Below are 13,206 nucleotides of genomic sequence, written 5' to 3'. Positions count from 1 at the left end.
AAGGAGCTGTTGTCCGTGACGACCCTCCAGACCCGTCCCGCGCCCCCCACGGCGATACGCCCCCGGCTCGTGGCCCGGACCGGGCTCTACACCCTGCTGGCCGCGAACGCGGCGGTGGTCGCCTGGTTCTTCGTCCAGGCCGGCTTCGCCTCGAACACGCTGATCGTGCTGGGCCGCCTCTGCGGCCTGTACGGCGCCCTGCTCATGGCCTTCCAGCTGCTCCTGGTGGCCCGGCTGCCCTGGCTGGACCGCCGGATCGGCATGGACCGGCTGACCGCCTGGCACCGCTGGACCGGCTTCGGCGTGCTGTGGACCCTGCTCACCCACGTCGTGTTCATCACCTTCGGCTACGCCCAGGCGTCCTCGATGGACCCGGTGAACCAGCTGGTGAACCTCGCCGAGACCACCGAGGGCGTGCTGCGGGCCGTCGTCGCGCTGTCGCTGATCGTCGTGATCGGCGCGGTGTCCGCCCGCTGGGCCCGCCGCCGGCTCGCCTACGAGACCTGGCACTTCATCCACCTGTACACCTACGTCGCGGTGGTCCTCGCCTTCACCCACCAGGTCGCGGCCGGTACGACCTTCACCTCCTCGCCCGCCGCGACGGCGTACTGGTACACGCTGTGGGGCGCGGCCCTCGGCGCGGTGGCGCTGGGCCGGCTGGTGCTGCCGCTGTGGCGCAACCTGCGGCACCAGCTGCGCGTCTCGGCGGTCGTGCCCGAAGCCGACGACGTGGTCTCCGTGTATGTCACCGGCCGCGACCTGGACCGGCTGCCCGCCCGCGCCGGCCAGTTCTTCCTGTGGCGGTTCCTCACCAAGGACCGCTGGTGGCAGGCCAACCCGTTCTCCCTGTCGGCCGCCCCCGACGGCCGCACCCTGCGCCTGACCGCCAAGGCCGCCGGTGCCGGCAGCGCCGCCCTACGGCACCTGAAGCCCGGCACGCGCGTCTTCGCCGAGGGCCCCTACGGCGCCTTCACGACCCTGCACCGCACCCGCCCGGACGCCGTCCTCATCGGCGGCGGCGTGGGCGTCACGCCGATCCGGGCGCTGCTGGAGGACGTGACGGGGCACACCGTGGTGATCTACCGGGTGGCCGTCGACCGGGACGCCGTCCTCTACGACGAGCTGCGCGACCTCGCCCTCGCCAAGGGTGCCGAACTGCACCTGGTGACCGGACCGGTCGTCCCCGACCGGCTCGCCCCGCGCGAACTGGCCCGGCTGGTCCCGGACATCGCCGACCGGGACGTCTTCCTGTGCGGGCCTCCCGGGATGATGACCGCCGTGCTGGGCAGCCTGGGCGACCTGGAGGTGCCGGGGCGGCAGATCCACTTCGAGCGTTTCAGCCTCGCGGGCTGAGAGAGGGCACGACCGTCGTGAAGCGAGCCATCCCCGTCCTCGTCCTGACCGCCCTGGGCCTGGTCCCCGTGTGGCGGTACCACCCGTCGACCGGAGCCGTCGACACCGCACAGCCCGCGTCGACGCCGACTTCCCCACCCTCTTCTTCGGCCTCGTCATCGTCCTCGTCGGCGTCGAAAGTCGTCCAGGGCACCGCGGTGAGCACCTCGAAGGGTGTCTTCCAGGTGGAGGTGACCTTCCGGGGCGACCGGATCGCCTCCGTGCGGATGCTCCAGGCGCCCCACCATCCGCAGACCCGGTGGGCCGTACCGGAATTGATCGCGGAGACGCTCAAGGCGCAGAGCGCCCGCATCGACGCGGTGTCCGGGGCCACGATCACGAGCCAGGGATACAAGGAGTCCCTCCAGGCCGCGCTCGACGCCAAGGGAGCGTGAGGTGCGGCGCGTCGAGCACGTCATGGGCTTCCCGGTCTCGCTGCGCGTCGACGACGAGGGCGAGTTCACCGAGGCCGCCGACGCCGTCTACGCGTGGCTGCGGGCGGTGGACGCCCGGTTCAGCCCGTTCATCCCCGGCAGCGAGGTGTCCCGGTACGGGCGCGGGGAGCTGGCCGACGACGAGCTGAGCGCGGATCTGACGGAGGTGCTCGGCCTGTGCGAGCAGTACCGGGCCGCGACCGGCGGCGCCTTCGACGTACGGCTGCCCGGCCGGGGGTTCGACCCGTGCGCGGTGGTCAAGGGCTGGTCGGTGCAGCGGGCGGCCGGGCTGCTGGCGGCGGCCGGGGCACGCCGGTTCTGCCTCAACGCCGGCGGTGACGTGGTCGTCTCCGGCGGGCCGTGGCGGGTGGGGATACGGCATCCGGAGCGGGCCGACCAGGTCGCCGCCGTGCTGGAGGTGACGGACGCGGCGGTGGCGACCTCCGGGCGGTACGAGCGCGGCGACCACATCCTCGACGGCCGCACCGGGCGCCCAGCGACCGGCCTGCTCAGCCTCACCGTGCTGGCGCCGACACTGACCGAGGCGGACGCGACCGCCACGGCCGCCTTCGCGCTCGGCGCCGACGGCCCGGCGTGGGCCGCCGCCCGCCCCGGCTGCGAGGTGTTCGCGGTCGACGCCGGCCGGAGCGTCCTGCGCACTCCGGGGATCCCGGTGGTCTGACCGGTCGTTCGCCCGCCAAAGCGCTGAAACACTCGCGGTCTAGACTCTCCCCGCAGCGGCCTGCGCACCGACGAGCTTGGCCGAAAGCGGGCGGAAATCTGCCAAACCCGAAGGGTGTTCGGCGTTTTGATACGGATAGATTCAGTCACGAAGCGGTATCCGGACGGCACGGTCGCGGTCGACCGGCTGTCCCTGGAGATACCGGACCGCGCGATCACCGTCCTCGTCGGGCCCTCGGGCTGCGGCAAGACGACCACCCTGCGGATGATCAACCGGATGGTCGAGCCCACCGAGGGCAGCATCCTCCTCGACGGCACCGACATCCGGCAGCAGCCGGTCAACACCCTGCGCCGCTCCATGGGTTACGTCATCCAGAACGCCGGACTCTTCCAGCACCGCACCATCCTCGACAACATCGCCACCGTGCCCCGCCTGCTCGGCACCCCCAAGCAGCAGGCCCGCGCCCGCGCCGCCGAACTGATGGCACGGGTCGGCCTCGACGCCTCGCTCGCCAAGCGGTACCCGTACCAGCTCTCCGGCGGCCAGCAGCAGCGCGTCGGTGTGGCCCGGGCGCTCGCCGCCGATCCGCCGGTGCTGCTGATGGACGAGCCGTTCTCCGCCGTCGACCCCGTGGTACGCAAGGGACTCCAGGACGAACTGCTGCGTATCCAGGACGAGTTGGGCAAGACCATCGTCTTCGTCACGCACGACATCGACGAGGCGATCAAGCTCGGCACGATGGTCGCCGTGCTGCGCACCGGCGGCCGGCTCGCCCAGTTCGCCCCGCCCGCCGAGCTGCTCAGCGCGCCCGCCGACGCCTTCGTGGAGGACTTCCTCGGCGCCGACCGGGGCATCCGTCGGCTGTCCTTCTTCCCGTCCGCCGGGCTGGAGTTGGAGACCGACCCGATCGTCGGCATCGACGCCGACGCGGCCGAGTTCACCGCCCGCGCCTGTGCGCCGTACCTCCTCGTCACCGACGAGGGTGGCAGGCCGCTCGGCTGGGGCGAGCCGGACCGGCTCACCGCCGGGGCCGTCGACCGGGCTCAACTCCTCGACCACGGACGCCCGTTCGTGCCCGGCACCGACTCGCTGCGCGCGGCGCTCGACGGTGCCGTGCTCTCGCCGACCGGCTGGGCCGTCGCGGTGGACGGCGAGGGGCGCGCCGTCGGTGTGGTGTCCCAACAGGTCATCGGGGAGGCGATCCGGGCGGCCCATGGCCGGGTCGCGGAGCAGACCGAGAAGGCCGGGCGATGAGCGGCTTCTTCGACCTGCCGAGCGACCTCCAGCACAGCTACCTCGGGCTCGTCGGCCTGCATCTGCGCGAGGCCCTGCTGCCGGTGCTGGCCGGACTGATCGTCTCGCTGCCCGTCGCCCAGGTGTGCGTGCGCTTCCGCTGGATCTACCCGCCGGTCCTGGGCCTCACCAGCGTCCTCTACTCCATTCCGTCACTGGCCTTCTTCGTCGTCCTCATCGACTACTTCGGCCAGAGCGAGACCACGATCATGATCCCGCTCGCGCTCTACAGCCTGGTGGTGCTGGTCCCGGCGATCGTGGACGGCGTCCGCTCGGTGCCGCCGGAGACCCTGGCCGCCGCCCAGGCCATGGGCTTCGGCCCCGTACGCCGTTATCTCCAGGTCCAACTGCCCATCGCCGTACCCGCGATCATCGCGGGCCTCAGGGTGGCCACCGTGTCCAGCATCTCCCTGGTCAGCGTCGGCATGCTCATCGGTAACCAGGGCGCCCTCGGCAACATGCTCTGGGACGCCCAGACCTACCACCGGCCCGCCCTGGCCGTGACGGCGGTCGTGACCATCGGCGTGCTGGGCATCCTCGCCGACGCGGCTCTGGTCCTCGTCCGCCGTCTGCTCACTCCCTGGATGCCGAGGAAGGGTGCCGCCCGATGAACGTCCTGAACTTCGCGCACGCCTTCCTCAGCGACAGCGCCCACTGGCACGGCTACGACGGCATCCCCACCCGGTTCGCCGAACACGTCAAGTACTCCCTGGAGGCATTGCTGTTGGCCGCCCTGATCGGACTGCCCGTCGGCCTGGTCACCGGCCACTACGGCCGTGGCGGCAACGCGCTCGCGATGATCGCCACGGCGGGCCGGGCCCTGCCCAGCTTCGGACTCCTGATCCTGATGGTCATCTGGCTCGGCTTCGGACTGATGCCGGTGATGGTGCCCCTGGTCGTGCTCGCCGTACCGCCGATCCTCGTCACCACCTACGAGGCGATCCGCTCCGTCGACCCCTCGCCCGTGGACGCCGCCCGGGGCATGGGCATGCCCGAGGCGCGAGTACTGTTCCAGGTGGAGGTGCCGGTCGCGCTCCCGCTCGTCCTGAGTGGCCTGCGCACGGCGGCCATCCAGATCATCTCCACCGCCACCATCGCTGCCTATCCCGGCTTCGGCGGACTCGGCCGCTACATCATCGACGGCCTCGCCCAGAAGAGCTACGAGAAGGTCATCGGCGGTGCCTCCCTGGTCGCCGGACTCGCCCTCGTCACCCTGGTGGTGTTCTGGGCGGCGTCCCGGCTCACCGTCTCGCCGGGGGTACGGCGGAGCAGCTGACCGCTACAACTCGGTGCGGGCCAGCGCCAGTTCCAGTACGACGAGCAGCGCGTCCCGCACCGAGCCCCGCTCCCGGGCGTCGAACACCACCACCGGCACGCCGTCGGAGACGTCCAGCGCCCAGCGGACCTCCTCCAGGGAGTGCTCCACCTTCCCGTCGAAGGCGTTGACCGCGACGGCGAACGGGATGTCCTTGTGCTCGAAGTAGTCGACGGCCGCGTAGCAGTCGTCCAGCCGGCGGGTGTCGACGATGACGAGCCCACCCACCGCGCCCTCCACGATGTCGTCCCACATGAACCCGAACCGCTCCTGCCCGGGCGTGCCGAACAGATACAGCTTCAGCGTCGGGTCGACGGTGATGCATCCGAAGTCCATCGCCACGGTGGTGGTCGTCTTGCGCGGCGTGTGCGTGAGGTCGTCCACGCCCGCCGCGACCTCGGTGATCGACGCCTCGGTGGTCAGCGGCTCGATCTCGGAGATCGCGCCGACCGCGGTGGTCTTGCCCACGCCGAAGCCGCCCGCGATCACCATCTTCACCGGCAGCGGCGGCCGTACGGCGGCGGGTGCGGCCGCGCCGCGCGCGAGCGGTTCAGTCGGTGTCACTCGGTACCCCTCGGGAGTCGGGAATGGCCCGCAGGCCGTCGATGAGCCTGCGCAGGACGGACGCGTCACGGGTGGCGCCCGCGTCGGGCACGTACACCGCCAACTGCCCCGCCTCGCGCAGGTCTTCGGCCAGGACGCGGACCACGTTCAGATGCAGCCGCAGCCGGGCCGCGAGCTCCGCGAGGGACTGCGGCAGCCGGCAGGCGGCGACGATGTCGTGCTGCTCGAAGGAGAGCCCGGCGAGCGCGTCGAGCCCCTCGGCGGTGGCCACCACCTGGGTCTCCAGGGGCAGCGCCCGGCCGGAACCGGCGTCCGCGACCCGGCCTGCGGTGACCAGGAACGGCCGTACGGCGGGGGCGGGGCCGACGGAGTCGGGGCCCGGGATGCCGTCCGCCATGTGGGGAGCCTGCGCTTTCTCTGCGGGACGGTGCGTCAGCGGGCCGACGCGGTGCCGACGCTGTTCTTCAGCTCCAGCACCAGCTGCGGGCTGAGCGCGGCACCGGCGCGGTTGGCGAACAGGGTCATCTCGTAGGCGATGTTGCCGAGCTTGGCCTCCTTGTCGGTGACGACACCGAGCACGGCGCCGCTGCCGATCGCGGAGACGATCACATGGCCGCCCTCCAGATCGATGATGACCTTGTTGAGACCGCCCAGGCCGTAGTTCCCGGACGCACCCGCGGCGAGGCTGGTGATACCGGACACGATGGCCGCGAGCCGCTCGGAGTCGGCGTGCTCCCGCAGCTCCGACACCGCGATCAGCAGGCCGTCGGAGGACACGGCGATCGCGTCCACCACGCCGGCGGTCTCGGTCGCGAAGCGGTTCAGCAGCCAGGTGAAGTCGGCCGCGGCCGCCTGCAGATCGGCCGGCGCGCCGCCGCCCGTAGGGGTGTCACCAGTCGACGTGCTCAACTCTCGGCTCCTTCGGGGAGGGGGGTGTGCGGGGGACGGGGGTGGTTGCCGGTGTCGCGGTGGGCTCGGGCGACGGCCGCCTCGAACTCCTCCAGTGCGGTGCGCTCGGCCTCCGCGTCGCGGCTGCGGGCCGCCTGGGGCATGGCGTGCGCCGCGCCGGTGGTCGTCGCGAGCGTGGCACCGCGGACGCGGCGGCGCAGGGGGCGGGAGGCGCCGCGAGCGGTCGGGCCGGTCGGGGCCGGTTCGGTGTGGGTGCCGGTGTCCGCTGCCGCTGCCGTTGCTGGGGTGCGCGGGCCGGCCTCCGACGGCGGCTGATCGGACGGCGCCTGATCCGACGGCGGCTCGCGGCGTGGGACCCGGCGGGGGAGCGGGGTGTCGGGGTCCGGGGAGGTGACGGTGTGCGGAGCGGGGACCGAGGGCAGGGGGTTCGTGGCGGGGTCGGAGCGGTCCGGCGTGTCTGCGGCGGGTGCCGTCCGTGCGGGGGTCGGTCCGCCCGGTGTCGCCGAGTCGGCCGGGGCCACGGTGACCGGTGTACCGGGCAACGGGCTCAGGGTCAGCAGGAGCGCGGCCGGCAGGGTCACCTCCGCCGTGACGCCGCCGCCCGGCGTCCGGGTCAGTTCGACGCCGATCTCCCAGCGGCGGGCCAGCGCGCCCACCACGAACAGGCCGAGCACCTTGGTCGGCACCAGGTCCAGCCGCTCGCGGCGGATCAGCCGGGCGTTCTCCTCGGCGAGCCGCTCGGCGCTCATCCCGAGTCCGTGGTCGGTGACGACGACGTGGGCGCCGTCGCCGCCCGAGCGGACGGTCACCTCCACCGGGCTGCCTTCGGGCGAGAACGACACGGCGTTCTCCAGGAGTTCGGCCAGCATCAGCGTGAGGTCGCCGATGATGTCCGGCTCGACCATGGCGTCGGAGGCTGCGTACAGCCGTACCCGCTGATACCCCTCGATCTGCCCGAGTGCGGCCCGGACCACGTTGGACAGCGCGGTCGGCTCCCCGTCCAGCACGGTCTCGCGGATGCCGGCCAGCAGCATCATGCTGTCGGCGTTGCGGCGCAGTCGTACGGCGATGTGGTCGATGGAGTACAGGCGTTCCAGCAGGGCCGGATCCGTCTCACCGCGCTCCACCGCGTCGATCAGGGCAAGTTGACGTATCGTCAGGTTGCTGACGCGACGCCCCACGTTGCCGAACATCTCGGCGGTGTTGCGGCGGCTGAGCACCTGCCGCTCCAGCAGCGCGCCGGCGGTGGTCTGCACCCGGTTGAACGCCTCGGCCAGCTCGCCGATCTCGTCGCGCGCCGTGACCGGCACGTCCCGCAGCCGGGGCGGCCCCTCGTCCTCCGCGTCGTCGTCGGCGACCCGCGCCAGCTCGCGCCCGGCCACCTCGGCGACCTCCCGCGCGGCCCCGGTGAGCGCCTGCACGGGCCGGACCACCGAGCGGCGCACCAGCACGGCGAAGGCGATCCACAGCGCGAACGCGAGCAGCGCGCCACTCAGCAGCAGCTCGGCCCGCCATCGCGCGGAACCGGCCGTTTCCTCGGCTCGGTCGGCGATCTCACCGATCAGCCCGGTGGTGATCTTCAGCCGGGCGGCGGCCTGTTCGGGATAGGTCGGGTAGTTGCCCAGCGCGGTCTGCACCGCCTGCCGGATCTCCCCCTGGCCGTTGGCCTGGAGCTGTCCGACGTCCACCTGCAACTCGGCGTAGGACTGGGCGATGGCGCGCTGCGCCGGGGTGTGCTCGATGCCGGCGAGCCGCCCGGCCTGTGCGTCGCCGGCGAACCGGGCGAAGCGGTCGGCCTGGTGGCTGTAGAGGTCGTAGGCGCCGACCGCGTTGGTGAACTCGATCAGCGCGTTGGTGTCACCCGTCGTCGCGGCGAACACGTTGGTCTCGAAGGCGCCGTGGGCCGCGTCCGCGCGCAGCAGCGAGTCCAGCAGGTTGCCCGTGAAAGTGTCGGCGAGGTCCGCGTTGCGGTCGAGACCGAGCCCGTCGATCACGCCTTGGGCGGCCTGGGCGTAAGCCGGGTCGATGTTGTCGGCGGGCATGTACGACTGCTCGACCGAGAGGCGCAGGCTGGACAGGCCCTCGACCTGGCGCAGCGCTTGCGCCTCACCGGCGGGCAGCCGGTCGCCGAAGACCTCGCGGACCGTGGCCACCTGGGCGTCGACCGCCTCCTGGGCCGCGTCGTAGGCCGACGTCGAGGACTGGGTGTATCCGGCCTCGTAGTTCACCGAGAGCAGGACGGCCTGCTGGTGTTCGGCCTCCACCCGGTCCACCAGCCGCGCCACCTGGGCACTGTCCCGCACCAGTCGGGCCGCCGCGGACGCGCTGTTCCACTGCTGCACCAGGTCGGTGAAGACGTACGACAGCAGGACCGCGATGACCGCCAGCGGGATGCCGACCAGCAGGTTCAGCTTGCGTCTGAAGGGCCAGCGGTCCGCGAAATCGCTTGCTCCGCCCCGTGCGGGGGCGTGCCCGGCGGGCGCGTCCACCTCGTTCGTGGACACACGGGCCTCCTTCTCAGGCGTGTTTCCGAACACCGAAGCGGGCCCCGTGCACCGCCGTGGCCGAATACCAACGGTCCCGAGACTATCGTCTTCTTGAAGGATCAATCAGCGCGCCGTGCATCACGAATCCATGACGAAGACAGCGCTCTCTGTTCACAACTGACGGAAGATCGAGTCCAATCGGTGATCTGTTTCCCTTGACTGACCGAGAACAGGCTGGATTGGATCGGCGGGTGACTTACACCCACCGCATCAGCAGGTCCATCCGAAGGAACCGAGGCGCGGCGGCCGTCGCGCTCGTGGCGGCCACGGCTCTGCTGGCGGGCTGTGCTTCCAAGGACGACAAGTCGGGCAGCAACCCCCTCACGGACGACGGCAAGGCGAGCGGCGACACCGTCGTCGTCGGCTCCAACAACTTCCCGGAGAGCACTCTGCTCGCCGACATCTACGGCGAGGCGCTCAAGGCCAAGGGCGTCAAGGTCACGTACAAGCCGAACATCGGCAGCCGCGAGACCACCTACGGGCTGATCAAGAACGGCGCCATCAAGGTGCTGCCCGAGTACAACGGCGCACTGCTGGCCTACCTCGACCCGAAGGCCGGGCCGACCACGGCCGAGGCCACCACGACGGCCATCGAGGCCAAGCTGGCCTCCACGCTGACCCTGCTCAAGCCCGCGGCCGCGCAGTCCAAGGACTCAGTCACGCTCAACGCGGCCACCGCGAAGAAGTACAACCTGACCGAGAAGTCCACCATCGCCGATCTGAAGGGCATCGCGCCGGACCTGGTCCTCGGCGCCTCGCCGGAGTTCCAGACCCGGCAGCAGGGACTGGTGGGCCTGAAGTCCGTCTACGGCCTGCAGTTCAAGTCCTTCCGGGCGCTGGACGCCGGCGGTCCGCTCACCCAGGCGGCGCTGCAGAAGGACGCCGTGCAGGCCGCGGACATCTTCACCACGGACCCGACCATCTCCAAGGAGAACTTCGTCGTCCTGCAGGACCCGAAGAACCTCTTCGGCTTCGAGAACGTCCAGCCGCTCGTCTACAAGGGCGCCCTGTCCCAGAAGGGCGTCGACGCGCTCAACGCGGTCTCGGCCAAGCTCGACACCGCGACCCTGCTGGAGCTGGACACCCAGGTGCAGGCCCAGAACAAGGACCCGCTGGACGTCGCCAAGGCCTGGTTGCAGTCCGCCGGTCTCGTCTGACGCCGGGCATGGGCGAGGGCACGGCCGAGGCCGTCGGGCGTGCCCCCGCCCTCGCCCGTCCGGTACGGCTCAGAGGTCGAACTCGTGCGGCGGCAGATCCAGCGTGAAGCATGCCTCGCGCACCACGGCCTGCTCGGTCTTGTCGAAGTCGCCGTCCGCGCCGCCGATCACGATGCCGATCTGGATGACGGCCCGTGCCTCGGCCGGCTTCTTCTTCGCCTTGGCGATCTCCTGCAGGACGCTCACCTTGCCGAAGGCGAAGTCGGCCGTCAGCTTGTTCAGATTCTCCTCGAAGCGGCGCCGCAGGTCGTCCGCGGGGAAGTTCTGCAACACCTCGTTCGTCGCGATGAGCTGAGCAACCCGCTGCCGCTCCGACGGGTCGACAGTCCCGTCCGCCGCGGCCACGAGCGCGCACATCGCCATGCTCGCGTCCCGGAAGGCACCGCTCTTCAGGTCGTTCTTCTTCGCCACCAACTGGGTCTGCATCTGCGACGCCGACTCCTTGATGCGGTCCCACAGGGCCATGCGTACTCCTCGTGTCCGACCGCCGGGCGCCACGGCACACCGGCGACAACTTCTACAACACCGTAGAAACTCGTGGGACGGCCGGGAAGTTCCTGCCCGCCTAAACTGAATCCCGGTACCTAGACTGAATCCCCGTACGGGGGGACCGAACCCAGGACGACGCAGCGGACAGCGGAGGAAGGCGACAGTGGCTTCAGCGCCCGGCACCGGCTACCAGGACCCCTCCGCCGAGGTGCTCACCGAGGCGGCCGCCGCCTTCGGGCTGCTCGCCTCGCCCGCCCGGCTGCACATCGTGTGGGCGCTGACGCAGGGCGAGAGCGATGTCACGGGGCTCGCCGAGCGCGTCGGCGGGGCGTTGCCCGCGGTCAGCCAGCACCTCACCAAGCTCAAGCTCGCCGGACTCGTCCGCTCCCGCCGCGAGGGGCGCCGCCAGGTGTACTTCGTCGACACCGCCGGACAGGCCGCCGTGGTGGAGGTCGTACGGCTTCTCGTCGGCCGCCTCGCCGAACGGGACACGGCGGCCCCGGCCCGCCGCCTGCGCGGTCTGTGAGCTCGGCCGGTTTCTCAACCGACGTACGCGGAAAGGGAGTCGGGCAAGCTGATGCGCACCCCAAGGGTGCCACGTGCGGGGACGATGAAGGGGGCCGGCCGCGTACGGCCGGCCCCGTGCTCTCAGGCCGTTCCCTCCGCGCCCTCCGCCATCGCATGCGCGGCGGCGCGGGCCTGCTTGCGGCGCTTGCGGCGGCTGATCCGCGGCTCCTGGTCGGGCAGCCAGCCGAAGCTGAGGCAGCTGCCGACGGCGCCGAGGAGGAGGCCGATGAAGAAGCCGCCCAGGTTGGACGTGAGCCAGGTGCCCAGGGAGATCAGGATGCCGATGATGGAGTAGAAGAGCCGCTGGGAGGGGTTGAAGAGGATCAGCAGGCCCAGGATCACCATCACCGTCGGCAGCAGATAGCCGGCCACGCCCTGCATGCCGACATGCATCACGACCTTCAGCGAGGCCTTCTCGGTGAGCAGGATCCAGCCGCCGCCCAGGGCGAGCAGCAGCCCGCCCCAGAACGGCCGACGGGCCCGCCAGCCACGGAAGGCCGCCCTCGTGCCCTGACGTGGACGGTCCGGCAATGCCATCAGCAACCCGAGCTGCTGAAGCTGAGATGGAGACCCGGCAGCTTGAACACCCCTGCGGTCGTCGCGTAGTTGGTCTGCCGCAGGTTGTCGATGTGCACGTGGTCGGCCTGCTGGCTGAAGACCCCGATCGGACCCTTCACGCCCGCCTTGGTCAGCGTGCTCGCGTCGTTGCCGATCTCGATGTTGTTGAACGCCGCGTCGCCCGACAGCTGGGTGGAGTCGGTGGTGAGGTCGGTCGCGGTCACCGGCGTCTTGCCGCCGCCCGCGGTGATCAGCAGGTTGATGCCGCCGAGGTCGACGCTCTGGCACAGCTTGGTGAGCGTGGCGTCCTTGATCGCGGAGGTGACGATGAGCTCCTGCCCGCCGCTGTCCCCGGCGTTCGGGCTGCCGTCCGCCATGTTGTCGAGCCCGCCGAACTGCTCGAAGCCGTTGCCGTCGAGGCTGGTCGCGGTGACCGTGAACGGCATGCCGGAGATCGCGAACTGCACACCCAGCGCGCCCTGCGCGGTGAACACGGCGAGGCCGGCGGCGACGAGGGTGGCGGGCACCGCCATCACCGCGGCCCGGCGAGCACGGACCCGCCCTCGTCTCTCACCGCCGGCGGCGGCCCGGTCTGTCTGTGGTGCTTCGGACGGTGAACCGTTTCCCGGGTTCTCGGGGGTGTTGCCGTCGGACGGGACGTCCGGGGACGAGGCCATGTCTGCTCCCATGGGCATGGATCAAGTGCGGGGTCGGGCATCAGGTGGCGCGGTGTCCTGGCGCGGACAGCGACCGCCGCGCACGCCTCCTCGCACTCCCGGTGGGCAAGGGCTTTCTCGTTACGCGGCAGTAGCCTGCGAGGAAGTTACTGCCGGTTACTTTGAGGGGTCAAGGGAGATGTGAAAAAAGGGTGTCGGATCTGTTCGAGCCTCGGTCACATGCCACAACTCCCCTTGCAGAGCTTGACGTTGATGGTTGATCAGGTCTACAACTTCCCCTGTTTCACGGATCCGTGGCGCCGGATCCGCCGAGTGGCAGCGGCCGTGTCTTCGGCCCTTTCCCGGCAGCCGCTCATGTCCGCTCACGGCAACCGCTCACGCCGGTGCGGCACACGGCCCCTTCCCCCCAGGCCGTGTGCCCGGCCGTCCCTGTCCGGTCCGGCCGGAGGCCTCCCCGAGGTCCCCGGCCGGTCCCGGCCCGCCTCCGTCGCCGGTCCGTCGCGTAGGGAGAAGGCGCGACGGCCCGCGCCGGCGGCACCACGTTCCCCATGTGTCGCGCTCAC

General features: G+C 71.2%; 15 protein-coding genes. 8 read left to right on the top strand and 7 right to left on the bottom strand.

The annotated features are described in order from the left end of the window. Positions 1 to 15: 15 nt before the first annotated feature. The 6 genes from O1G22_RS09985 (at position 16) to O1G22_RS09960 (ending at position 5,077) form a co-directional block, all read left to right on the top strand. Positions 16 to 1,353: a ferredoxin reductase family protein gene (locus tag O1G22_RS09985; protein WP_270081025.1), complete on the top strand. Its 1,338-nt coding sequence runs from the start codon at positions 16 to 18 to the stop codon at positions 1,351 to 1,353. A 17-nt stretch (positions 1,354 to 1,370) separates the two neighbouring features. After that, positions 1,371 to 1,787, top strand: a complete 417-nt coding sequence (locus tag O1G22_RS09980; protein ID WP_270081024.1) for an FMN-binding protein — start codon at positions 1,371 to 1,373, stop codon at positions 1,785 to 1,787. Position 1,788: 1 nt separating this feature from the next. Beyond that, entirely contained in the window at positions 1,789 to 2,508 is a 720-nt protein-coding gene (locus O1G22_RS09975) for an FAD:protein FMN transferase (RefSeq protein WP_270081023.1), read from the top strand. A gap of 126 nt (positions 2,509 to 2,634) precedes the next feature. Continuing rightward, positions 2,635 to 3,762, top strand: coding sequence for an ABC transporter ATP-binding protein (locus O1G22_RS09970; RefSeq protein WP_270086380.1), 1,128 nt, complete (start codon positions 2,635 to 2,637; stop codon positions 3,760 to 3,762). Then, positions 3,759 to 4,412 carry an ABC transporter permease gene (locus tag O1G22_RS09965; protein ID WP_270081022.1) on the top strand — a complete coding sequence of 218 codons (654 nt, stop codon included), beginning with the start codon at positions 3,759 to 3,761 and terminating at the stop codon, positions 4,410 to 4,412. Before O1G22_RS09970 ends, O1G22_RS09965 begins: the two co-directional genes overlap by 4 nt. Next, positions 4,409 to 5,077 (top strand): ABC transporter permease, encoded by a 669-nt coding sequence (locus tag O1G22_RS09960; RefSeq protein WP_270081021.1) that lies wholly within the window; start codon positions 4,409 to 4,411, stop codon positions 5,075 to 5,077. The genes O1G22_RS09965 and O1G22_RS09960 overlap by 4 nt, the downstream gene beginning before the upstream one ends. Before the next feature lie 3 nt (positions 5,078 to 5,080). Here O1G22_RS09960 and O1G22_RS09955 read toward each other — a convergent pair whose 3' ends face one another. Genes O1G22_RS09955 through O1G22_RS09940 form a run of 4 tightly spaced genes read right to left on the bottom strand, consistent with a single transcriptional unit; the run spans position 5,081 to position 9,093 of the window. Next, the gene (locus tag O1G22_RS09955; RefSeq protein ID WP_270081020.1) at positions 5,081 to 5,680 is read right to left on the bottom strand and encodes a GTP-binding protein; all 600 of its coding nucleotides are present in this window, start codon (positions 5,678 to 5,680) and stop codon (positions 5,081 to 5,083) included. Continuing rightward, positions 5,667 to 6,077 (bottom strand): DUF742 domain-containing protein, encoded by a 411-nt coding sequence (locus tag O1G22_RS09950; RefSeq protein ID WP_270081019.1) that lies wholly within the window; start codon positions 6,075 to 6,077, stop codon positions 5,667 to 5,669. Before O1G22_RS09950 ends, O1G22_RS09955 begins: the two co-directional genes overlap by 14 nt. A gap of 35 nt (positions 6,078 to 6,112) precedes the next feature. Further along, positions 6,113 to 6,589, bottom strand: coding sequence for a roadblock/LC7 domain-containing protein (locus O1G22_RS09945; RefSeq protein WP_270081018.1), 477 nt, complete (start codon positions 6,587 to 6,589; stop codon positions 6,113 to 6,115). Continuing rightward, a complete protein-coding gene (locus tag O1G22_RS09940) occupies positions 6,586 to 9,093 on the bottom strand; it encodes an ATP-binding protein (RefSeq protein ID WP_270081017.1) in 2,508 nt (835 codons plus the stop codon). Before O1G22_RS09940 ends, O1G22_RS09945 begins: the two co-directional genes overlap by 4 nt. A gap of 233 nt (positions 9,094 to 9,326) precedes the next feature. Between O1G22_RS09940 and O1G22_RS09935 the strand changes: the two genes are divergently transcribed. Next, the gene (locus O1G22_RS09935) at positions 9,327 to 10,292 is read left to right on the top strand and encodes an ABC transporter substrate-binding protein (RefSeq protein ID WP_270081016.1); all 966 of its coding nucleotides are present in this window, start codon (positions 9,327 to 9,329) and stop codon (positions 10,290 to 10,292) included. A 69-nt stretch (positions 10,293 to 10,361) separates the two neighbouring features. Here O1G22_RS09935 and O1G22_RS09930 read toward each other — a convergent pair whose 3' ends face one another. Further along, the gene (locus O1G22_RS09930; protein ID WP_270081015.1) at positions 10,362 to 10,817 is read right to left on the bottom strand and encodes a tellurite resistance TerB family protein; all 456 of its coding nucleotides are present in this window, start codon (positions 10,815 to 10,817) and stop codon (positions 10,362 to 10,364) included. 187 nt (positions 10,818 to 11,004) lie between these two features. On the opposite strand from O1G22_RS09930, the gene O1G22_RS09925 reads away from it, so the two are divergent. Beyond that, complete coding sequence (locus O1G22_RS09925; protein WP_270081014.1) at positions 11,005 to 11,367, top strand: ArsR/SmtB family transcription factor; 363 nt, start codon at positions 11,005 to 11,007, stop codon at positions 11,365 to 11,367. A gap of 122 nt (positions 11,368 to 11,489) precedes the next feature. Here O1G22_RS09925 and O1G22_RS09920 read toward each other — a convergent pair whose 3' ends face one another. Both O1G22_RS09920 and O1G22_RS09915 read right to left on the bottom strand, forming a co-directional pair. Beyond that, positions 11,490 to 11,945, bottom strand: coding sequence for a DUF6114 domain-containing protein (locus O1G22_RS09920; protein ID WP_270081013.1), 456 nt, complete (start codon positions 11,943 to 11,945; stop codon positions 11,490 to 11,492). After that, a complete protein-coding gene (locus tag O1G22_RS09915) occupies positions 11,945 to 12,643 on the bottom strand; it encodes a DUF6230 family protein (protein WP_270081012.1) in 699 nt (232 codons plus the stop codon). The genes O1G22_RS09920 and O1G22_RS09915 overlap by 1 nt, the downstream gene beginning before the upstream one ends. Positions 12,644 to 13,206 lie beyond the last annotated feature (563 nt).

Origin of the sequence: Streptomyces camelliae, assembly GCF_027625935.1 — a bacterium.
GTDB lineage: Bacteria > Actinomycetota > Actinomycetes > Streptomycetales > Streptomycetaceae > Streptomyces > Streptomyces camelliae.
This window is presented reverse-complemented; position numbering and strand designations above follow the sequence as displayed.